This window comes from Pantoea sp. Cy-640 (assembly GCF_011752635.1).
GTDB lineage: Bacteria > Pseudomonadota > Gammaproteobacteria > Enterobacterales > Enterobacteriaceae > Pantoea > Pantoea dispersa.
This window is the reverse complement of sequence record NZ_VWXB01000001.1, coordinates 495,895-517,446: the sequence shown is the minus strand read 5'-3', so window position 1 is coordinate 517,446 and position 21,552 is coordinate 495,895. Positions and strand designations below refer to the sequence as shown.

The following is a 21,552-nucleotide window of genomic DNA, read 5'->3' as shown; positions in this document are numbered from 1 at the left end:
ATTAATTCATGCGAGGTTCACGATAGTCTTCTAATCCTTCTTGTAGTCGCATTTTATTTTCACTGATTTCTTTTCTGTAAAACTCACCTATTCCTAAGGCTCGCTCTTCTTCGCGACGTTGATGAGAGCGGAAACCGGAATAATTTTCCATATTACCACCTTGATAATTCCCTTTCATCATTCGCATCGCGTGAATAAGAACATGACCTAAAGTAAAATGATTACCATAATGGTTTGGATCACGTTTCGCCCCTCCCCACGGATCAGGAGAACGTGACATCATGGGATTAAAATAGACGACAGCACTTGTTCCCTCTCCGCGATTGACTTTGCCTCGTCGCATATTACTGCATAAATTATAGGCTAAGGCTTGCATTTGATGATTATTCGTCGCGTCAACAACATAACGATTTAATTGTGAATGCGTTAATATTGGACGTGCAATATTTTTATATCGTGTGCTTGCATAAATTTTTAGTGATCGGCCTTCATTTGAAAGATTTCTCAACTTTCCTAAAAGCGCTCTACCAGCAGGCAATCTCTCAAGTTTATATAATGCTGTATCTACCTCTTGCATCACATCCAAATTGTTATGGTGAATGCTAATAAATGGCGCGATAGCGGATTGAATAGAATATTGAGACATATGAAGTCCTCAAGTCATTGGGAAATATTGATTGATAATCGGCTGAACTTCGTTTCGGTCAAATCGTGTTGAGCGTTCAGGTAAGCCATGATCTCGACGAATACCATTTTCACTTAAATAATATCCGTGGTAAGGATGAATACCGATCGCACGGTCCTCCTCAATATCTGTAAACGGGTCTTCAGGATCAGGTTTAATATGAGAACCATGAATATGATGATAAGCATGAACAAGTTCATGAGCAAGGCTTGTAAAAGCGAAAGTTGAGTCTGTGTTAACTCGCCAGCCTATGCCATCTTTATCAACATATCGGCTTTCTGAAGGATTAAATTTAATTTGGCAACTAATCCCCTCTCCACGCTTACGACCTCCATGAGGACTGTTCAACATATCGACAAGAACTTTATATTTTGTTCTTTCTGGATCATTTGTAATACTGTAAATCCTTCGGATTTCATGATTCAATGTTCCTTTTGATGATGTCGGTTCATCACGAACAACAATAATATCAATGTCTCGTGTTTTATCGGTATATCTGTTAATTTCCTCAATCAATTGCCTCCCATTTGAACGAGATTTTATTTTTTCCAAAGCCGTTTCTGTTGCCTGGAATTCTTGGTTATTATTAAAATGAATTTTTGTATGAGGAATAACACTACTAGGCACACAAAAAGAAGGGTACATAACTTCTCCTTTTATTCATTCGGTAAATATTGAGCACATAATGATTGTGACTCATTCCTGTCATATCGTGTTGAGCGTTGAGGTAAATTGAAATCTCTTCTAATACCATTTTCACTGAGATTATTGTTTCTGAAATCAAGAATGCCAATTGCCCGATCTTCTTCTAATTCAGTAAAGGGATCGTTGGGATTCGAACGAAGATGCGTTCCATGCACATAATGATAAGCATGGATTAATTCATGGGCAAGACTGATAAAGGCTAAACCGGAAGCGGCTATTCGTGTTCCAATTCCATCAGGATCGACGGTTCGACTCTCTGAAGGATTCCATCTTATTTCACAACTGACGCCGTCTCCGCGTTTATGTCGATCATTTGGTCGACTTCGTAAATCTAACAACAATTTATATTTTCTGTTATTTTCATCATCAGGAATCAGAAACTGTCTTCTCAGTTCGTCATTAAGGAAAGGTTTCGAACTAGTCGGTTCATTAAAAACGACTTTTATATGAATGTCTTTGGAATCACTTGTATAACGGCATATCTCATAGATGAGGTTGTAACCATTTGTGCCACCTTCTTTAATTCGGGTGAGCATTTTTTCAACTTCTTCATATTCTTTTCGATTATTGCAATAAATATGAGTATTGTACAAAACATCTGATGGACTTCGATAATTATGACCAATCATTCTTAATATTCCTGACGCTTAGGCAAACCGTGTTCTTCGCGAATTCCATTTTCTGAAATCTTATCGCCTTCAAATGGACCAATACCGATCGCTCTTTGCTCCTCTTTGAAAGTTCTGGTTCCTTCTTCTGGTTCCGAACCATCAAAATAATGTGTTCCTTTCATAAACCCCAAAGCATGAACGAGTTCATGCGCTAGAGAGGTAAATGCTTTTGAAGGATCGTTTACACTCCGACCGTGACCCATATAATCAATCGATCTCGCTTCATTAGGATTCCAAACAACTAAGGCTTTTACACCTTCACCTTTTCTAAAAAAAGATTTTCTTTGTGAAATGTCGATGGCAATCTGATTACTTGCAGATGATTCATCAGCGATATGATATTTATTCAGCTGTGGTTCAGTCAAAAAAGCCGTTGCTTCCGATTGATATTGATCACTCACCTGAATTTTTAATTCTCTACCATCCTTTGAAGCATTCTGAATTTTAGTAATTAACTTTTTCCCATTAGGTTTACTCGCGATCTTTTCAAGCGCACTTTCCCCTTTTTCTATATCATCTAAATACATCCCTTCAACTTGAATTGGTGGAGCTATTCTACTCGTCCGGTTAAACGGCTCAAATGTCATCATAAAATTTACTGAGATCTGGTGAAAAAATGTTTTCGAGATGCCATCTCATGTTCTAAGCGAATCGCATTTTCAGAAAGTTTTTCTTTGTCATGACCTCCAATCCCAATGGCTCGTTCTTCTTCTTTGTATGCCATTGTTCCTTGGGTGAGTGGAGAGAAATCATAATAATGTTGGCCTGTCATGAATCCATGAGCATGAACAAGCTCATGGGCAAGACTGATAAATGATTCATTGGGATTATTATTTAATACAGGATAACCTTCTTTATCAATTAAACATGCTGTTTCAGGGTTCCAGCGAATCAATGCGGCAACAGGCTCTCCCGCTTTACCCGTATAGGTATAATGTGATATTTGGGCGGCTTTCCGATTGCTTTCCTCTGTCCCTCCCATCAACTCAAATCGCTGACATTGAGAGCGTGTCAAAAAAGGACCTGCTTCGCATTGTTGTTTGTTACTGGTCTGAATTCGGATCATTCGTCCATCAGTTGCAGCGGACTGAATTTCATTAATCAGACGGCGTCCAATCGGTTTGCTCATGATTTTAGCTAGAGCACGTTCAGTTTGAACGGCTTCAGATTCTTGAGAACTTTCTATTTGTATTGGTGGTGCGACATGACTGATCACAGTGACCGAACGAGCATTCATTTTAGTCTACTCCAGAAGCATGAAAGATGTTAACGAAGACTGGGGCCTGGCCGGGTATTCGATCCTGTGTTTCCTGAAACATTTGTTACAACAGGGTAATAGGCTCGCAAATAAAACCCAGATTGTTCACGAATTTTATTTTCTGAAATAGGTTCATTCTCATACTGAAAGACCCCGAGACCACGCATTTCTTCATTAGTTGATCCTTCAATTGTTTTATCATCAGTATAAGTACCTTTGAGTATTCGCATCGCATGAACTAATTCATTGGCTAACTGAAAGCGATTAACCCCGCCTTCATTGACACTATATTGCGTGTAGCCTTGAGAAAAACTGATATGCGCCTCCGCTGGGTTCCAGTAAACAAGAGCGCTCGCACCTTCTCCTTTTGTTAGTTTCTTTTTGAGGGCAAATTTTCTTGCTGCATCTAAGCTTTCTTCATTATGATAGCTTTTTGATAAATTTGTTTTTTCAGCTTGCTTGTTCGATAAAACAGGTATTGTGTGAGAGTCTTCAGTGTGTTGAATGTAAATCTTTACCTTTTTTGTATCTTTCGTGTATTTAACAATCTCAGATAAAAGTGTGGCTCCAGATTGTGTGTTACCAATTTGCGCCAAAGCATGATCTGTATTCATAAATCCGGCTGCATTTTCTGTACTTATCGTGATTTCTGGAACAATGGTTGATGGTGCTTGAACTCTAGGCATAACTAATTTCCTATTAATTTATTAATCTTTTAACTTGAAAACCCAACAGGATAGGAGGCTCTCACTGGCAAACCTAATTCCATTCTAATCATGTTTTCGCTAATGGCCTCTCCTTCAAATTCTCTTACTCCCATAGCTCGTTCCATTTCTCGTTCTCGACCTTCAATAGAATTATCATCAAGAGATGATCCGCGAACGATATGCATTGCGCGAACTAATTGATGCGAAAGTGAAGAATCATAGTTTTCATTGCCTGGTGCATTAAAATGAGGATTACCGTGAGGATTATCGAGATTTTGACTAAATGGATTAAGCATGATAACTGCACTTGCCCCGTCGCCTTTCGATAACCGTCCTTGTCTGGCAAATTGTGCTGCTCTAGAAACGCTCATTTGATGAAAAGGTGTTGGATGAAGTTGTAATTTTTCGGCTTGCTTAGGTGTAAGAGTCGGAACAGTATGAGTCAAATCAGTAATTGTTCGATACATGATCTCGACTTCTTTACCGTTCTTACTGTATTTTTCAATCTTATTTAATAAGCTTCTTCCTGCGTTAGTATGCTTAATTCGATACAAAGCAAGATTAACATCATTATAAGCATCAACATTAGGAGCGTTAATTTTAATACAATATGCTGATGTGGCTTGTTCTATAATCCTCATATTATTTCCTTTATATCATGACATTTTGTCGAGATTGAGAACCCGAAGGCCTAATTAATGATTCAGGAATAAAAGCACGCATTGGCATTCCAAGTTGAAGCCGTATGTTATTCTCAGTGATCGTTTCTTCAGGATATTTTGCCGTTCCAAGCGAACGTAATTCCTCATTTTCTCTTCCCCAAGCCGTACCATCATCAAGGGATGAACCTCTGACAATGTGCATCGCTTTGATCAACTGATTCGATAATGCTCCATCAAGATTTTGTTCAGTAACCTGACCTACATTATTCAATTGATTTGATCCAAGATTATCAATAAATGGATTAATTGAAATGCTTGCACTCGTTCCCTCGCCTTTCATTATCCTTCCATTTATTGCGATACTTTTTGCACAATCTAAAGCATCTTGAGATGTTCGCTCTTTTTCATAGCCATGTTTTATAGCTTGAGCGGGAGTGAGAAAGGCATAGGTATTTGTTATATTCCAGGCAGAAGAATTAACAACAACATGCTTGCCGGATTTATATCGAACAAAGCTTTCTATTTGGTCAAGTAATGTTTTACCTGTTTGTGTATTTTTGATGCGCGCAATTGAATTGTTCACCTCATTAAAATCATGTTGATTCTCAGCTTTGATGGTAATGCCAGGAGAAACACTAGCAGGTTGGATCATTGTCATATCATAATACTCTTTTATTAAATTGAATCTCGTCGAGGAAGTCCGTGCTCAAGTCTTATAGCGTTTTCAGAAAGCTTTTTGAAGTGGTGACGACCAATTCCAATCGCTCTTCGCTCCTCATCTTTTCCATGATGATTTGGGTAAAGGTTGAATTCATTTGCCTTACTCGTTCCTTTTAACTTCCTGAGACTGTGAACAAGTTCATGAGCTAATCCTACAAACGTTTTCTTTTCTAACTCTTCGTTAGATATTTCATTTTTTTTATCATCAAGTTGATCATTAGGATTCCAACGAATCGTTGAACCTACGCCCTTTCCTTTTCTGAATAATCCTGGCTTATGAGAAATTTGCTCAGCACTGATCACATCCATATAAAAAGGTGAAAACATATCTATGTCATTCTCCCTCCGCTGCTTATCATTCAAATGTCCATAAGTTAACGTTGGCTGTTCATAATCGATAAAAACCCTGATTTTTTTATCATTTCCAGCTCGTTGAGTGATTTCATCAATCAGTCTTTTACCATTTGGACGACTATATATTTTCATCAATGAACTTTCCATTTTGTAATGCGTTAGTTCATTATTATGGTAAAGATCAATGACGCTTGAAACCCTGCTAGATGTAATCTCATACATAAAAGTTACTCCAAGAAGAAATCTTATTTTTACTGGATTATCGCTTCCACTTTTTGACTTTTAGACTTAACTAAGATCATGTTTTTCTGATTAATTTTTAAATTATATCGTTCTCTGCCTCGATGAATTTTCATAAGCATCTTGAATTTGCCTTTCCTGTTCATAACTAAGTTCAGTTTGATGTTTTGTTCTTTCTGTTAACCCGTGTTCTCTACGAATGGCATTCTCTGAAATTTTAGCATTCGCAAATTCTCCAGTTCCTATTACACGCCGTTCTTCCCTTTTGGTTTCTAGACTTTCAACACCGCCAGAAGTATTGAAAGAAGTTCCTTTTAAGAATCGGTAAGAATGAATAAGTTCATGTGCGAGAGTTGTGAAGGCTAACTCTTCATTAATTTCAGATTGATGATGACCGCTCAACGTAACTTTAACAAAGTAACTAGGATCAAAATCGACGATCGAACTGACACCTTCCCCCTTCCTCATAAATCCTTTTTTTGCTGATATTTGTTGTGCTTTGATATTACTTTCAGTCGAATATGATTCTTCAATGCCATATTTTTTTAGTTGCGATTTAGTCAATATTGGAATGCTTTGAGAACGAAATGTTTCACTCACGTTAACTGAAATACTTCTACCATTTTTTGAAAGGTCTGATATCTCCTTCAAAAGTTGTCGCCCGACGGGTTTACTCTTGATTTTTGTGAGTGCTGCTTCAGTTTTATTCGTATCTTCTTCATACTCAGAAACGATCTCAATAGAAGGTACAACAGAACTTTGTCTTCTTATTAAATCCATAACAATCCCACCCAAAAAATCATCCGATATAAGACAAGTTTTCGTCTATGACATATTTCGCTCGTAAGTTCATCTTACTCTCATTTCGAATCGAATTTTCTGAAAAGGATCGGTTCGAATGGATACCCAAACCAACAGCACGTTGTTCTTCTTTGTAGCTCCTTGTTCCTGGTTCATATCTATCTGAATGATCTGCGGTATAGGTCCCTTTCATCATCCTGTATCCGTGGATCAGTTCATGAGCAAGAGAGATAAAAGCTTCTTTTTCATCATTAACCGCTGAATGAATACCCTCGTCAGATACATGAACGGATAAAGAAGGATTCCATCTAACGATAGCGCTCGTTCCTTTACCTTTAAAACCAAAGCGTCGTTTTTGGGCAAGTTTATTCGCTCTATCGTTATGCTCAATGTTGTATTCATCTTCAGATACGCCAAATCGCTGAACCTGAGATTTTGTAAGCGTTGGCATCGCACCAGATGTCGTTTTGCGATCTGCGACTATGGTTAAAGACTTTCCATTTTTAGAAAGTTTACTCAGCTCATAAATCAGCCTGTTACCTGTCGGTCCCTGGTCAAGTTTTGATAAAGCTGATTCTGCTTTTATTAAATCGGATTTAGTTTGATATTTTATATTTATAAAAGGGGCTGTGTGACTTCTGACGACTGGCATAATGGAATGTTATCTCCTGCGCTTGTTAAGCATCGCTTCAGCCTGACGGCTTTTCTCTATGTTTCGTTGATTGGCTTGCTGACCGTTTTCCTTTTCTTTTTCCGTTTCCTCAAACCAGCGGCTAATGATACGCATGGTGACGTTCAGTTGTTCCAGCATTTGATAAAGCTCTTCGTGATAGATTTTATCTGTGCTGATATCGATCCAGAGACAAAGACGCTTATCCTCTTTGTCAGCTGCAAGTATGACGCGCGACGGTTGATCGGGGGTCAGATTTGCCTGAAGCAGTTCTAAGAGTAAATCGGTTGTCAGCTTTTCAGGTAAAGGCAAGAAAGCGAGCATCACCATCGTATCGACCTCAGTCAGTTCAAGAAAGACCTGACCTGTCTCAAGCATAAACGTGTAATAACCTTGTTCATTTAGCGGGATATCGGGGATGTGAAGCTGGTTGAACAAAGGCTGAAGCTTTTTATAAAATTCTTCCGGTTTCATTGATTACCTATGTATTTAGAGGATGTGATAGTTAAGTAACAAAATCGTAAAATTAGTTCCTTAAAATTTTTTGTTCCATTAAATTCAAATACCTATAGTGATGTCATTTTCATCAAGCTGATACTTCATCCTTTGCTGAAACCCATGCTCTACCCTGATTTTATTTTCAGTTATTTCGTGATTGGCATGTTTCCCGAGGCCTACAGCCCTAGCTTCTTCTTCCGCGCTATTCGTACCTTCATTATATCTGTCTGAACCATCAACGAGATAAGTTCCTTTCATCATCCGATAAGAATGAATCATTTCATGAGCAAGAGAAATGAATGATTCTCTCTCATCATTCGTTCCTATAATTTTTCCATTACTTTTAACATGTAAAGCAACAGAAGGATTCCATTTAATAATTGATGATGTACCTTCTCCTTTTCTTCCGAATCTTTTTTTATTAGCTAGGGCATTAGCGACTTCATTATGTTCTTCATTAAAATCAGAGGCTGAAACACCAAATTTTTTAATTTGTGATTCTGTTAACATCGGGTAAGCGGCTGTCATTAATTGATTATTCACTTCTATCGATAAAGCTTTGCCTTCTGTTGAAAAGTTCTTTATTTCTTCAATTAACTTTCTTCCGACCACCCCGTGATTAATCATTCTTAATGCTGATTCGGCTTGCATATATCGATGTGGATTTTCGTAATGAATATTGATATGAGGAGCAATCTGACTACGGCTAATATTCATTTATTTTCTTCTAAATAGTGGATGATACTAATTATGTGAAAATTTTAAGATATTAGTTCCATAAAAATTAAGAAGAAAAAACCCCGCGAGTTGCGGGGCTGAGGGTTTAGGCAAATCCGCCGTTTACGCGGACTATCTGTCCGTTAATCCAGGCCCCTTCTTCACCTGCCAGCATCGAGACGGCGCTCGAAATGTCCTCAGGTGTGCCAATGCGACCCAGTGGTGAGGCACGTTTAAAGAAATCGATCTGCTCCTGTGTCTTATCCTTATAGAAGAGCGCGGTGCCCGTCGGGCCAGGTGCGACGGCATTCACGTTAATATTACGAATGCCCAGCTCGTTAGCCATCACGCGAACCAATCCTTCGACACCGAGTTTCGATGCGATATAACCGCCATAGTTCGGGAAGTTCTTCGCGACTACGCTTGAGGAAAGCGCAATGATACGACCACCGCCTTCAATGGCGTCAGCGGCATGAGATAGCACAATCACGGAACCGATCAGATTGGTATTGATGACGCGCTGAGTTTCTTCGATGCCTTCAGGATTGATTTTCGCCATCGGCATGATCCCAGCGCTATGCACCAGAACATCAAGCTTGCCGTTAATGGTTTTGGTTTTGGCGAACATTTCGCGAACCTGAATCACGTTTGTCACGTCAGCATGAACAACAAAAGCTTTGCCGCCTTTATCCTGAATACCGTGAACGACCTCTTCAGCTTTGCTTTTATTGCCTGAATAGTGAACAAAGACAATAAAGCCATCGTCTGACAAACGTTCAGCGATAGATTGTCCGATCCCACCTGTGGCACCTGTCACTAATGCGACTTTTGAAAAATCATTCATATGCGATCCTTAGTCTGTTATGTAAAGAGCGGTTTCCCGCTCTCGCACAATCTAAAGAATCATTAAGGAAAAGCGTTTTAAGGTGTGCGGTTCATGAGGCAAAAAGAGAAAGAAGAGGTTAAATGAGTTCTTTCCCTTTTGGTCTCATGTTCAGCCATTCAATATCCTCTTGAGAAAGCTCACAGTTCTCAGGCGTCAGTTCAGCAAGATATTCATCTAAGGTTTTTTTCGGATTGTGTTCAGGTTTTGCGCGTAACATCAGCGTTTTGCCTGCCATCTCAGCCTCCACCTCCATTTGATCATTGAGTTCCATCTGTTGAATGATCGAGGACGGTATACGAAGCGCGTAGGAATTACCCCACAGTTTCAAAGTAAAGTTCAGCATTTGACCTCCGGTTTTGATGTTGATACATTATATATCCGAGGGGTATTCATGTTCAACTGATCGTGGATCGTCCTTCTGGTATGAGTACGAAATTTCAATCTGGCCTCCTTCCTTGCTGATTGACATGGCTTAAGACTGCCCCTTTCGAGGGGCTTTTTTTTGTCTTGAATTTAGTACCGCACAAATCATTCAAAATTAGTTCGAAACCAACTGTCATTTGTATCTACTTCGTGTATACTACTTTCATAGTCACACAGAGAGAGACACAGAAGAATGAACAAAACAGAATTTTTTGATTCCATGAAAGAATGCCGTGTAAATCTGACCGCTTTCATCACCATTTCGCCACGCGACAACGGCAAGACAGCCTTAGTCATGAATCAGTCAGGCGCGCCAAATGCTTTCCTGTCGATGCATAAAGATGGTTCTCAGTCTTTGCGTCAGGCATGGGACAAATATGAACGTTGGTTGAAAGAATTCTTCATGAACTTTGATGACATCATTAATGAGGACCATGTTGCAGCCATCGAAGAGGATAGAGAGATTCAGGCCTTACTCGCCGAATCCGATGAAGTGAGCATGATGGAAGAAGAACAGAAAAAAGAGGTTATCGAGCTGACACACGAAGCGGCATTGGTCATGAATGAGGAAATCGATCGTCTTTCCCAGGATCTCGCCGATCGTCGTTGTTACTTTTATGACGACATCCAGATTCACAATGGCCAGCAAGCCGTGATAGCCAGGTATAAGAAAGAGGCGTTTGATAATGGACCGCGCTTGATTCAACACATCTTAAAAGTAATTGTCATTTCAAGGCGTAGAGCCGAAAAGCTCACAGGTTATGCGGAGACACCCCCTCCACCACGCACTTCTGATGATATTTTTGAATATGACATTCCGTTTTAATAACAAAAAGAGATTAATGTAATGGCTCGTCGTCGTTCTACGGTAAATCGCGATTTACCTCCAAACCTCTACGTAAGAAATCAGGGGTATTACAGTTATAAAGATCCTCGTTCAGGGAAGGAGTACGGTCTGGGGCGCGATAAGCGCTCCGCCATCACTCAGGCTATCGAGGCAAACTTAGAGCTTTATCAGGATCTCGCTCAGCCTGTTAAGCTACTTGACCGCATGAACGAGGTGAAGAAGTACACCTTAAACAACTGGCTTGAGTCCTATGAGAAAGAACTCGATCGTCGCAAGTTAGCATCAAAGACAATGGAGAGTTACACCCGATTTCTCAAAACCATCAAGGAACGCATGGGGGCATTTGCCATCGAGGATATCGATACAAAAGTCTTAGCGGATTTCCTGGCACCCTGGCGCGATGACGGGAAGGCAACGATGCACAACCGCATCAGGAACTTTCTTAAGGACGTCTTCTCGACGGCAATCGCTCACGGTGTTCTGAAAGTCAACCCGATTGAGTACATCAAAACAGAACGCGTCACTGTTGTTCGTGAGCGCTTGTCTCTGGATGAATTCAAACTGATTTGTGATAACACACCTGACCTCTATCCCTGGGCGAAACCTTGCTTTGAGCTGGCGCTTCTCACAGGTCAGCGCATCGGTGATATTCAGGCGATGAAATGGGAAGACATTCGCAACAACAAAATTTATGTCATCCAGCAAAAGACAGGTTCTAAGGTGGCCATCGATACCGCTCACGGATTGAAGGCGATTGATAAAACCATCAAGCAGGTTCTGAAAGAACTCGAACAATTTAAGGATGAAGGCGGTTTTGTGATCCCAGTTTCAGGTGGTCGCGACAAACTGTCTCGCGCGTTCCTCAAGTCGCGTGAGTCGTCAAAACTCAAATGGGAAGGAACCGCGCCTTCGTTTCATGAGATCCGTTCGTTGTCCGCTCGACTCTATAAAGAAGAGAATGACGGCGAGTTCTCACAACGTCTGTTAGGTCACAAGAACTCCGCGATGACAGATAAGTATACTGACACGCGCGACAATGCGTTCGTCGAAGTTTAATCCTACCATTGACGCCAAATAGTTACACCCTTAGAATGATACCTTTCTTACCAAAGAGGGTGTAACAATGAAAGGTAAAGTGAGCGTTAACGTAGAAATTTCTAATCATAAGTTTCTTCTTAATCATGGTGTCAACGTGTCAGCATTGACTGACACCTTTTTCGCTGAGGAGGTAAAGAAAATCAAAAGAGAACAATTTATTGAAGAGAACCGTGCTGGAATGGCTGAGATTGCCGCTCATACTGAAAAATATGGTTCATTTTCTGATAAGCATCGGAGCTGGTAACGATGCAATATGATGTTTTTATTTATAATAACGCTGAGGTTAAATTTGTTGTCGATGTTCAGAGTGATATCATCGATATCCCTGGTTTTAAGATGGTTGCTCCGCTCTATCCTGCTGAACAATTCTCTGGAAACGTCAATCAGATTTTGATGCCTAAACTTTTTGTTAACGATGAATACTATCGGATGAAGATTAGCGAAATGGCTTCAGTTCGCGAGAATCTTTTAGGGGAAAAGGTTGTTTCGCTTTCATCCTCAAGTGATGTGATTAACAATGCAATAAACATGCTCTTCTGGGGCATTTGATTCTAAAACTAAGAACCCGCCTTTCGGCGGGTTTTTTGTATTTGGAGTTAGTATTGTTTAAATTGAAGCAAGACTGCAAAGCCGAAGAAGATGGAACCACAGATTCGATTGAAGACCTTACCCGGTTTCAAAATTTTCTTAGCAAAATAGACCGTCGCTAAAGCAAAAAGGAATTCGAAGCAAAATTCACAAATTCCCAGAGTCAGGGAACACTCTACGGCCTGTAAAAAGATATTATGATCGTTATTGATTATGTTTGGTATTATTGAGATAAAGAAAAACAAAGCGTTCACGTTCGTTATTGCTGAAATCAATCCTTCTAAAAAAAGCTTATACACACTGAATCCCTGAAAGTGATCAACCTGATATTCCATATCATTTTCAATTGACCACCACAGGCGAAGTCCAATCAACGCGAGATAAAGCGAACCGATGTTCTTCAGGATATCCAGAACCCACGGATAACTTGTCATGACGGCTCCCAGACCAAGCACAGTAATCGTCATTAAGAACATGAACCCAAGCATACCTCCTGCCATCGTCCAAATCGTTTTAGGCACACCAAAGCGCGCGCTATGACTCAACACAATGAGGGAGTTCGGACCTGGGATGACACAAGCACCACAGCAAGCCAGAAGCAAAATCAACCATGAATCAAACGTCATTAAACTCTCTCTCTTTTTACGATTGAAAAGGAAAGCTAAGGGTATGATGTGAACAATTTGTGTGCTTCATAAATCTGAGCTATTCGTGCTGAGCACATACGGCAACAATTTGATTGATTGTTACTTTTGAATGAATTTCGAATGATTTTGAACTGTGGTTTTTAATGATATGATTTTATTGAATTTTTTATATGCCGAAGTACTGGATCGACAGCGGGAGCGTGTGTAAACGATGAGAACTGCCAAAAAAGCCACGCCGGCGACGCCTGCTAAACGCCTGGGCCTGCTGCAGGAGACGGTTGACGGCGCGCTGAACTGGGTGGAGAGCCACCAGGCGCACTCACCGCGTCTCGCGCTGGAAGCCGATACGCTGCGGCTCCAGCTGCGGCGCGCCCGCGTTGAGAGCCACGCGCTGGCGCGACAGCTGGCGCGGCCGGTCACCCTGGCGCTGTTTGGTCAGTCGCAGGCGGGTAAAGCCTGGCTGCTGAGTGAAATGGTCGGCGACGCGCAGGGCCAGCTGATCGCCCGTCTCGGCGACAAAACCCTGAACTATTTTCAGCACATCAATCCCGGCAATCTCGATTTTGCCATCGCCACCCGTTTCAGCCATCAGCGTGAAGCGCAGTCAGGCGCGTGGCCGCTGGAGATGACGCTGCTGAGCGAAGCCGAGCTGATTCGTCTGATGCTGGCCTGTGCCAGCGCGGAAACCCAGCCGGACAGCGCGGCGATTGATGCCGCGCTGCAGCGCCTGCAGCGCCATCGCCAGAGCGAGATGCAGCCCGGCCTCGACAGCGATGCGCTGGTGACGCTGTGGGCGTGGCATCGCCGCCAGCCCGACCATGCCGAGGTGCTGGACCGTCATTTCTGGCCGCAGGCGATTGAGCTGGCACCGTGGCTCAACGTGGACGACCGCGTGCAGCTGTTTGCGCTGCTGTGGCCGCAGCGTCCGGCGCTGAATGAAACCCTGCGCAGCCTGCTGCATCTGCGCCATCAGCTGCGGCATGCGCCGCGCGTGCTGGCACCGCTCAGCCTGCTGGTGGATGACGCCTCGCTGCCCGCTGAAAAGCTCATCGGCCATGACGCCGACCTGAACGAATTGATTGAAGTGTGTCCGGTTGTCGCCAACCGCGTGGGCAAACCGCAGTCGGTACCGCTCGGCTGGCTGGCGCTGCTGACGCTGGAAATCACCCTGCCGCTCAGTTCGACGCCGCGTCAGGCGCTGTATGACGAAGCCGATATGCTGGAACTGCCCGCGCCGGGCACGCCCGCCGACCGCGATCAGCAGGATGAGCGCGCAAGGCTGCAGGCGCGTGATGCGCTGCGCGCCAGTCTGCTGGAGCAGAAACGTGCCCTGCTGCCGGGCTTCTATGCCGCCCGTCAGGGCATCGATTTAATGCTGATTTGTACCGCCGCCAGCCAGCGTCAGGATGCGGATCTCGCCGCCAGCGCGCTGCGCGAGTGGCAATTGCAGCAGAGCGCGACGGCCAGCGCAGACAAGCCGCGCCTGATTTGGGCGATTACGCCGCACGATGCGCGCTATCAGCAGTCGCAAATCAACGTCGATGAAGCGGTACAGCGGCAGATTGGTCAGCCTGGCCAGAGCTGGGGCTCCATGCTGGCGCGCGATCGCGCTGGCGTCGACCGCATGAGCAGCTGGCTGCAGGATGAGATGCAGCCGGAGGCACGGCGCGACCGGCTGGCGCTGCAGCTCAGCACGCTGCAGCAGAAACTGGTGGAGCGTCTGCAGCCGTGGACCGAAGCCAGCGCCACGCCGGAACAGGCCGCGCGGAAACAGGCCATCGCCGATACGCTGCTGAAGTGTTTACAACATCGCACCGGTCTGCACGGCGAGCTGCTTGAGCGTCTGCAGCCGTCGCGCGAAGCGGTGCGCCAGCTGTGGCTGAGTCAGAGCCACGGCAGCACGCCGTCCACCGGCGGTCAGCCGGCCGCGGTGGAGCAGAGCTATTTTGGTATTGGTTTTGAGTTTGACCTGTTTAACGATGAGCCGGTAACCACCGCCGAACCGCGCAGCAGCAGTGGCCAGCGCGATCAGCAGTTTCCCCAGCAGGTGTTCGCGCTGTGGCTGGCGCACCTGCGTCAGCTGCCGGAGAGCCAGAGCCTGCTGGCGCTGCTCAACGTTGATAAGCCGACGCTGGAACTGCTGGTGGAGGAGCTCATCACCGCCAGCTTCCGTCTGCAGGTGCTGAGCAAACTGCAAAGCGCGCTGAACGAAACGGAGACGCAGGCCAGTGCCCATGAAGCGCGCACCGATCGCCAGGTGTCGCGTGCCATGACGGTGCTGGGTGACTTCGTCGCCTGGCTCGGCTTCCTGCAGCGGGATGAACGTGAACGGCCACAGAGTCGCGTCAATCGCGGCAGCCCGATTTTCGCCCGCCCGCCGGCGCCCAGCGTCAGCTTTTCATCAGGCCAGCGTCTGACGCGGCTGTCTGCCGCGCCGGCTAACCACACCGCCTATTACATTTATGACTGGCTGGTGGGGTTAAATTCGCTGATCGTCGAGAATAACGGCTACACCGGCGGCGGCGATTTGCCGGCCAGCGCACGCCAGACGCTGGCGATTATGCTGCTGCCGCTGCACGCGTAGTCAGTGTGTAATCAGGCGCAGCTCGCCTGCCAGCTGCTGCGCCGCCTCTTCCAGCAGCGCCAGCACCGGGGCAAACTCCGCGCTGGTGCTGACCTCGGCGACATGCTCCAGATGCAGCGTTGCCGGCAGCGCCATACCGCCGGTCAGCCAGTCCCACAGCGCATCCAGATTGTAACCAAAGCGTTCACCGCAGCCGCTCTGATCGACCAGCGCCTGATAAAAGGCCTGGCGCGTGCCCAGCGTGCGAAAATCAAAATGGAGTGTCAGCATAGTCAGGGTACCGGCGTGAAGCTGCGATAGTGATCGGTGGTGAGAAAGATCAGCCCATCAGAAGAGTAAAGCAGACGATCGGCATCGCGGTGGCCGCAGTCGTAATTGACGTCCGCTTCATACCACTGACGCCCGGCCTGCATCGGCAGCCGCCGTTCGCGGTTACTGAAGCGATCGCCGCCAATCGCCCGCCCTGGCAACACCTCACACAGGTTACCCTGCGCCGGGTTCCAGCCCTGACGACGTGCCGCGCTTTTGGTGAGATAAAAATCAGGCAAACGGTGATGCTGCTGCAGCCAGCGCGCCACGCGCTTTGCATCGGTCAGTTGCGCAATATCCGTCTGTTTTTCCGGCGCAGTACCGCTCAGATGGGGCTTCAGCCCGATCCAGCAAACCACCAGCGCAAACAGTAATCCAATCCAGAGTTTTTTCGACATAGTGACATCCTGAAAAGCAGGACGCCGATAATAGCAGGTTTCAGGCGGGGAAAAACGCGGGCCAGCATGGCTGGCCCTGGCGGAGGTTTACTGCTGCATCGCGCTCGGGGTGTGCGCGGCGTGACGACGCCATGCGCCCGGTGCCACGCCATACTGGCGCTTGAAGCTGCGGTTAAACGACTGCTGAGAATCGAAGCCCAGCGAAATGGCCACGTTGAGGATCGGTTCGTTGGTGGTGGTCAGGCGGTCGGCCGATTTTTTCAGCTTCTTAGCCCGGATGTACTCACCCAGCGGATAGCCGGTGTGCTCTTTGAACATACGCTGCAGGTGCCACTTCGAATAGCCGGCGCGCCCCGCTACGGTGTCCAGATCCAGACGTGCTTCAATGTTGTTATCAATCCAGTCGATCAGATCGTGAATAAAAGCGTCGCTCATCATCCCATTCTCTCCCGTCGCCATGGCGAACAGTATCAGTATCAGTTGCAATTACACTTTAAGGGTGACTGACTATCGCACTTAATGCAAGTTTTATTATTGCATTAAATGCCGCACTCGCCGTAGGGGCTTTCGCTACCTGTTACGAATTGATCAAAACCGCACATAAAGTGTATCAGATATTCTTGCAGATGCAGTTCGCCCAAGCCTACACTCCTGTGGTTTTAATGCAATCTTAAAAGTTGCAGATTTTTCGTACGTCTCCTTTCTTTTTCACCAACGCGGAATAACAACAATGCATCTGCAAACATATGGGGTTCGTCGGGCCGTAAGCCTGTCAGGAGTGATGTTGCTGGGAAGCCTGCTGGCCGGTTGTGATCGCGGTGTGGCGCAAAACGCGCCGCCGCCTCCGCCCGAAGTGAGTGTCGCGCAGGTGGTGCAACAAAAAGTCAGCCAGTGGGATAGCTTCAATGGCCGCATTGAAGCGGTGCAGAGCGTGCAGCTGCGTCCGCGCGTCTCGGGCTACATCGATCAGGTTAACTATCGCGAAGGCGATGAGGTGAAGAAAGGTCAGGTGCTGTTTACCATTGATGACCGCACCTACCGCGCCACGCTGGAGCAGGCGCAGGCCGAACTGGCCAGCGCGCGTAGCCAGGCGGCGCTGGCCCGCAGCGAGTCGGCCCGTACCGACAAGCTGATCGGCACCCAGGTGGTGTCGCGCGAAGAGTGGGAACAGCGGCGTTCGACCGCCAGTCAGGCGCAGGCCAGCGTGCTGGCCGCCCAGGCGGCAGTCGATATGGCGCAGCTGAACCTCGACTTTACCCGCGTCACCGCGCCGATTGATGGTCGCGCCAGCCGGGCGATGATCACCACCGGTAACCTGGTGACCGCCGGCGACAGCGCCAGCGTTCTCACCACGCTGGTTTCGCAGGACCGCATGTACGTCTACTTTGACGTCGACGAAGCGATCTATCTGCAGTACCAGGCGATGGCGCGTCAGGGCCAGAACCGCGGTTCGCTGCCGGTAGAGATTGCGCTGACCGGCGAACAGGGCTATCCGCACCGCGGCACCGTCGATTTTCTCGATAACCAGCTGACCGCCAGCACCGGCACCATTCGCATGCGCGCCACGCTCGACAATCAGCAGCGTCAGTTTACCCCAGGCCTGTTTGCCCGCGTGCGGCTGCCGGGCAGCGCAGAATTCAACGCGCTGCTGGTCGACGACCGCGCGGTACTGACCGACCAGGATCGTAAATACGTTTACGTGGTTGATGCGCAAGGCAAAGCCGAACGCCGCGATGTTCAGCTGGGCGATCTGGCTAACGGCCTGCGTATTGTGCAGCAGGGTCTGAAGCCAGGCGACAAGGTGATTGTCAACGGTCTGCAGAAAGTGTTCATGCCCGGTATGCCGGTAAAAGCGCAGCCGGTGGCCATGCGCTCCGCTCAATAATAATCGAGACTGCCCGTTATGGATTTCTCCCGCTTTTTTATCGACCGACCGATTTTCGCCGCGGTCCTATCGATTTTGATATTTACCACCGGACTGATCGCCATTCCGCTGTTGCCGATCAGTGAATACCCCAACGTGGTGCCACCCAGCGTGCAGGTGCGCGCAGAATATCCCGGTGCCAACCCCAAAGTGATTGCTGATTCGGTGGCAACGCCGCTGGAAGAAGCGATCAACGGGGTGGAAAACATGATGTACATGAAGTCGGTGGCCGGCTCAGATGGCGTGCTGGTTACCACCGTGACCTTCCGCCCGGGAACCGATCCCGATCAGGCGCAGGTCCAGGTGCAAAACCGCGTAGCACAGGCTGAAGCGCGTCTGCCGGAAGAGGTGCGTCAGCTCGGCCTGACCACCCAGAAGCAGTCACCTACCCTGACGCTGGTGGTGCATCTGTTCTCGCCCCACGGCAAGTACGATTCGCTCTATCTGCGTAACTACGCCACGCTGAAGGTGAAAGATGAGCTGGCGCGCCTGCCAGGCGTCGGCCAGATTCAGATCTTCGGTGCCGGTGACTACGCGATGCGCGTCTGGCTCGACCCGAACAAAGTGGCGGCGCGCGGCATGACCGCCGGCGACGTGGTCAGCGCCATGCAGGAGCAGAACGTGCAGGTTTCTGCCGGGCAGCTGGGCGCAGAGCCGACGAAGAAAGAGAGCGATTTCCTGCTGTCGATCAACACCCAGGGGCGGCTGGAAGATGAGGCGCAGTTTGGCAACATCATCCTGAAAACCGCCGATGACGGCACGCTGGTGCGCCTGCGTGACGTGGCGCGCATCGAGATGGGCTCCGGCAGCTATGCCCTGCGTTCGCAGCTGAACAACAAGGATGCGGTTGGTATCGGTATCTTCCAGTCGCCGGGTGCAAACGCCATCGACCTGTCGAATGCGGTACGCGCCAAGATGGCCGAGCTGGCAACGCGCTTACCGGATGACGTGCAGTGGGCCGCGCCTTATGACCCGACGGTGTTCGTGCGTGACTCGATCCGCGCCGTGGTCCAGACGCTGTTCGAAGCCATCGTGCTGGTGGTGCTGGTGGTGATTCTGTTCCTGCAGACGTGGCGCGCCTCGATCATCCCGCTGCTGGCCGTGCCGGTGTCGGTGGTCGGTACCTTCAGCGTGCTCTACCTGCTGGGCTTTTCGCTCAATACCCTGAGCCTGTTCGGGCTGGTGCTGGCGATTGGGATCGTGGTCGATGACGCCATCGTGGTGGTGGAGAACGTCGAGCGTAACATTGAGCAGGGCTTAACACCGGTGGCGGCAGCTCACCAGGCCATGCGCGAGGTCTCCGGGCCGATTATCGCCATCGCGCTGGTGCTGTGTGCAGTGTTTGTGCCGATGGCCTTCCTCTCGGGCGTAACCGGTCAGTTCTATAAGCAGTTTGCCGTGACCATTGCCATTTCGACGGTGATTTCGGCGATTAACTCGCTGACGCTCTCTCCGGCGCTGGCGGCGAAACTGCTGAAGGCGCACGGTGCGCCGAAGGACCTGCCGACGCGCCTGATCGATCGCCTGCTAGGCTGGGTGTTCCGGCCGTTTAACCGCTTCTTCCAGCGCAGCTCGGACGGCTATGAATTGATGGTCGGCAAAACCCTGCGCCGGCGCGGTGCGGTGTTTGGCGTGTACGTGCTGCTGCTGGCCGGTGCCGGCTTCATGTTCCATACCGTGCCAGGCGGCTTCATTCCGACGCAGGATAAGCTGTACCTGATTGGTGGCGTGAAGATGCCGGAAGGCTCATCGCTGGCGCGTACCGATGAAGTGATTCGTAAGATGAGCGAAATCGGCATGAACACCGAAGGCGTGGCCTACTCCGTCGCCTTCCCCGGCCTGAATGCGCTGCAGTTCACCAATACGCCCAATACCGGCACGGTGTTCTTCGGTCTGAAGCCGTTCAGCGAACGCAGCCGCACTGCGGCGGAAATTAATGCTGAGATCAACGCGAAAATTTCCAAAATCCAGCAGGGCTTCGGTTTCTCCATCATGCCACCGCCGATCCTTGGTCTGGGCCAGGGATCGGGCTATTCGCTGTATGTGCAGGACCGTGCGGGCCTGGGCTATGGTGCGCTGCAAACCGCGATTAATACCCTGTCCGGTGCGGTGATGCAGACGCCTGGCATGATGTTCCCGATCTCCTCCTATCAGGCCAACGTGCCGCAGCTGGATGTGCAGGTTGATCGCGACAAAGCCAAAGCACAGGGCGTATCGCTGACCGATCTGTTCACGACGCTGCAGGTGTATCTGGGTTCCTCTTACGTCAACGACTTCAATAAGTTTGGTCGTACCTGGCGTGTGATGGCGCAGGCCGACGGGGATTTCCGCGACAGCGTGCAGGATATCGCGAACCTGCGCACCCGTAACGATCGCGGTGAGATGGTGCCGATTGGCAGCATGGTGAACATCACCACCACCTACGGTCCGGACCCGGTGATTCGCTATAACGGCTATCCGGCGGCCGACCTGATTGGCGATGCCGATCCGCGCGTGCTCTCTTCCGCGCAGGCGATGGAGAAACTCGAGGCGATGTCCAGCCAGGTGCTGCCGAACGGCATGAATATCGAATGGACCGACCTGAGCTATCAGCAGGCAACCCAGGGCAACACCGCGTTTATCGTGTTCCCGGTGGCGGTTCTACTGGCGTTCCTGGTACTGGCGGCGCTGTATGAGAGCTGGACGCTGCCGCTGGCGGTGATCCTGATCGTACCGGTGACGATGCTCTCCGCACTGGTCGGCGTGTGGCTGACCGGCGGCGATAACAACGTGTTTGTCCAGGTCGGCCTGGTGGTGCTGATGGGGCTGGCATGTAAGAACGCCATCCTGATCGTCGAGTTCGCCCGCGAACTTGAGATGCAGGGCAAAGGGATTGTGGAGTCGGCGCTGGAAGCCTGTCGCCTGCGTCTGCGCCCCATCGTCATGACCTCCATCGCCTTTATCGCCGGCACCGTGCCGCTGATTCTGGGCGAAGGTGCGGGCGCCGAAGTGCGCGGCGTAACCGGTATCACCGTGTTCTCGGGCATGCTGGGGGTTACGCTGTTTGGCCTGTTCCTGACGCCGGTGTTCTACGTGACGCTGCGTAAGCTGGTGACGCGCAAACAGCAGCCGGCGGTGGAAACGCAGACGGTGTAAACGCTGAGGAGTAAAACCCATCCGG

General features: G+C 48.2%; 26 protein-coding genes. 7 read left to right on the top strand and 19 right to left on the bottom strand.

The window, feature by feature from the left end:
• Position 1: 1 nt before the first annotated feature.
• From F3J36_RS02555 to F3J36_RS02485, 15 genes are all read right to left on the bottom strand, one after another.
• Complete coding sequence (locus tag F3J36_RS02555; protein WP_166718788.1) at positions 2–646, bottom strand: M91 family zinc metallopeptidase; 645 nt, start codon at positions 644–646, stop codon at positions 2–4.
• Between the two features lie 9 nt (positions 647–655).
• On the bottom strand, positions 656–1,330 hold the full coding sequence (locus F3J36_RS02550; RefSeq protein ID WP_166718787.1) for a M91 family zinc metallopeptidase: 675 nt from the start codon (positions 1,328–1,330) through the stop codon (positions 656–658).
• A gap of 11 nt (positions 1,331–1,341) precedes the next feature.
• Positions 1,342–2,019 carry a M91 family zinc metallopeptidase gene (locus F3J36_RS02545; protein WP_166718786.1) on the bottom strand — a complete coding sequence of 226 codons (678 nt, stop codon included), beginning with the start codon at positions 2,017–2,019 and terminating at the stop codon, positions 1,342–1,344.
• 2 nt (positions 2,020–2,021) lie between these two features.
• A complete protein-coding gene (gene xopG, locus F3J36_RS02540) occupies positions 2,022–2,651 on the bottom strand; it encodes a XopG/HopH/AvrPtoH family type III secretion system effector (protein ID WP_166718785.1) in 630 nt (209 codons plus the stop codon).
• A 5-nt stretch (positions 2,652–2,656) separates the two neighbouring features.
• Positions 2,657–3,298, bottom strand: coding sequence for a M91 family zinc metallopeptidase (locus F3J36_RS02535; RefSeq protein WP_166718784.1), 642 nt, complete (start codon positions 3,296–3,298; stop codon positions 2,657–2,659).
• Positions 3,299–3,327: 29 nt separating this feature from the next.
• Positions 3,328–4,005 carry a M91 family zinc metallopeptidase gene (locus F3J36_RS02530; protein ID WP_166718783.1) on the bottom strand — a complete coding sequence of 226 codons (678 nt, stop codon included), beginning with the start codon at positions 4,003–4,005 and terminating at the stop codon, positions 3,328–3,330.
• Positions 4,006–4,034: 29 nt separating this feature from the next.
• Positions 4,035–4,667: a M91 family zinc metallopeptidase gene (locus F3J36_RS02525; protein ID WP_166718782.1), complete on the bottom strand. Its 633-nt coding sequence runs from the start codon at positions 4,665–4,667 to the stop codon at positions 4,035–4,037.
• 10 nt (positions 4,668–4,677) lie between these two features.
• Positions 4,678–5,346: a hypothetical protein gene (locus F3J36_RS02520; RefSeq protein WP_166718781.1), complete on the bottom strand. Its 669-nt coding sequence runs from the start codon at positions 5,344–5,346 to the stop codon at positions 4,678–4,680.
• A gap of 17 nt (positions 5,347–5,363) precedes the next feature.
• The gene (locus tag F3J36_RS02515) at positions 5,364–5,984 is read right to left on the bottom strand and encodes a M91 family zinc metallopeptidase (RefSeq protein ID WP_166718780.1); all 621 of its coding nucleotides are present in this window, start codon (positions 5,982–5,984) and stop codon (positions 5,364–5,366) included.
• Positions 5,985–6,086: 102 nt separating this feature from the next.
• The gene (locus F3J36_RS02510) at positions 6,087–6,782 is read right to left on the bottom strand and encodes a M91 family zinc metallopeptidase (RefSeq protein WP_166718779.1); all 696 of its coding nucleotides are present in this window, start codon (positions 6,780–6,782) and stop codon (positions 6,087–6,089) included.
• Between the two features lie 19 nt (positions 6,783–6,801).
• The gene (gene xopG, locus F3J36_RS02505; protein WP_166718778.1) at positions 6,802–7,455 is read right to left on the bottom strand and encodes a XopG/HopH/AvrPtoH family type III secretion system effector; all 654 of its coding nucleotides are present in this window, start codon (positions 7,453–7,455) and stop codon (positions 6,802–6,804) included.
• 9 nt (positions 7,456–7,464) lie between these two features.
• The gene (locus tag F3J36_RS02500; RefSeq protein WP_166718777.1) at positions 7,465–7,947 is read right to left on the bottom strand and encodes a type III secretion system chaperone; all 483 of its coding nucleotides are present in this window, start codon (positions 7,945–7,947) and stop codon (positions 7,465–7,467) included.
• Between the two features lie 84 nt (positions 7,948–8,031).
• Positions 8,032–8,688 (bottom strand): XopG/HopH/AvrPtoH family type III secretion system effector, encoded by a 657-nt coding sequence (gene xopG, locus F3J36_RS02495; RefSeq protein WP_166718776.1) that lies wholly within the window; start codon positions 8,686–8,688, stop codon positions 8,032–8,034.
• Between the two features lie 106 nt (positions 8,689–8,794).
• Positions 8,795–9,532, bottom strand: coding sequence for an SDR family oxidoreductase (locus F3J36_RS02490; protein WP_166718775.1), 738 nt, complete (start codon positions 9,530–9,532; stop codon positions 8,795–8,797).
• A gap of 118 nt (positions 9,533–9,650) precedes the next feature.
• Entirely contained in the window at positions 9,651–9,917 is a 267-nt protein-coding gene (locus F3J36_RS02485) for a hypothetical protein (protein ID WP_166718774.1), read from the bottom strand.
• A gap of 273 nt (positions 9,918–10,190) precedes the next feature.
• On the opposite strand from F3J36_RS02485, the gene F3J36_RS02480 reads away from it, so the two are divergent.
• The 4 genes from F3J36_RS02480 to F3J36_RS02465 all read left to right on the top strand — a co-directional run bounded on the left by F3J36_RS02480 (position 10,191) and on the right by F3J36_RS02465 (position 12,491).
• Positions 10,191–10,823: a hypothetical protein gene (locus tag F3J36_RS02480; protein WP_166718773.1), complete on the top strand. Its 633-nt coding sequence runs from the start codon at positions 10,191–10,193 to the stop codon at positions 10,821–10,823.
• A gap of 21 nt (positions 10,824–10,844) precedes the next feature.
• A complete protein-coding gene (locus tag F3J36_RS02475; RefSeq protein ID WP_166718772.1) occupies positions 10,845–11,900 on the top strand; it encodes a phage integrase Arm DNA-binding domain-containing protein in 1,056 nt (351 codons plus the stop codon).
• A 67-nt stretch (positions 11,901–11,967) separates the two neighbouring features.
• On the top strand, positions 11,968–12,186 hold the full coding sequence (locus F3J36_RS02470) for a type II toxin-antitoxin system CcdA family antitoxin (RefSeq protein WP_166718771.1): 219 nt from the start codon (positions 11,968–11,970) through the stop codon (positions 12,184–12,186).
• Between the two features lie 2 nt (positions 12,187–12,188).
• Positions 12,189–12,491, top strand: a complete 303-nt coding sequence (locus tag F3J36_RS02465; RefSeq protein ID WP_166718770.1) for a CcdB family protein — start codon at positions 12,189–12,191, stop codon at positions 12,489–12,491.
• Between the two features lie 47 nt (positions 12,492–12,538).
• Here the strand turns inward: F3J36_RS02465 and F3J36_RS02460 are convergent, their stop codons facing one another.
• The gene (locus F3J36_RS02460; RefSeq protein ID WP_166718769.1) at positions 12,539–13,156 is read right to left on the bottom strand and encodes a LysE family translocator; all 618 of its coding nucleotides are present in this window, start codon (positions 13,154–13,156) and stop codon (positions 12,539–12,541) included.
• A gap of 232 nt (positions 13,157–13,388) precedes the next feature.
• Between F3J36_RS02460 and F3J36_RS02455 the strand changes: the two genes are divergently transcribed.
• The gene (locus F3J36_RS02455; RefSeq protein ID WP_166718768.1) at positions 13,389–15,761 is read left to right on the top strand and encodes a virulence factor SrfC family protein; all 2,373 of its coding nucleotides are present in this window, start codon (positions 13,389–13,391) and stop codon (positions 15,759–15,761) included.
• Here the strand turns inward: F3J36_RS02455 and F3J36_RS02450 are convergent, their stop codons facing one another.
• The 3 genes from F3J36_RS02450 to F3J36_RS02440 all read right to left on the bottom strand — a co-directional run bounded on the left by F3J36_RS02450 (position 15,762) and on the right by F3J36_RS02440 (position 16,906).
• Positions 15,762–16,031, bottom strand: coding sequence for a barstar family protein (locus F3J36_RS02450; RefSeq protein ID WP_166718767.1), 270 nt, complete (start codon positions 16,029–16,031; stop codon positions 15,762–15,764). It lies immediately after the preceding gene.
• A 2-nt stretch (positions 16,032–16,033) separates the two neighbouring features.
• A complete protein-coding gene (locus F3J36_RS02445) occupies positions 16,034–16,468 on the bottom strand; it encodes a ribonuclease domain-containing protein (RefSeq protein ID WP_166718766.1) in 435 nt (144 codons plus the stop codon).
• Positions 16,469–16,555: 87 nt separating this feature from the next.
• On the bottom strand, positions 16,556–16,906 hold the full coding sequence (locus tag F3J36_RS02440; protein ID WP_021506154.1) for a helix-turn-helix domain-containing protein: 351 nt from the start codon (positions 16,904–16,906) through the stop codon (positions 16,556–16,558).
• 292 nt (positions 16,907–17,198) lie between these two features.
• Between F3J36_RS02440 and F3J36_RS02435 the strand changes: the two genes are divergently transcribed.
• Together F3J36_RS02435 and oqxB are read left to right on the top strand one after the other, a co-directional pair.
• On the top strand, positions 17,199–18,353 hold the full coding sequence (locus F3J36_RS02435; RefSeq protein WP_031279145.1) for an efflux RND transporter periplasmic adaptor subunit: 1,155 nt from the start codon (positions 17,199–17,201) through the stop codon (positions 18,351–18,353).
• An 18-nt stretch (positions 18,354–18,371) separates the two neighbouring features.
• Positions 18,372–21,527, top strand: a complete 3,156-nt coding sequence (gene oqxB, locus F3J36_RS02430; RefSeq protein WP_166718765.1) for a multidrug efflux RND transporter permease subunit OqxB — start codon at positions 18,372–18,374, stop codon at positions 21,525–21,527.
• The last annotated feature ends 25 nt before the right edge of the window (positions 21,528–21,552 follow it).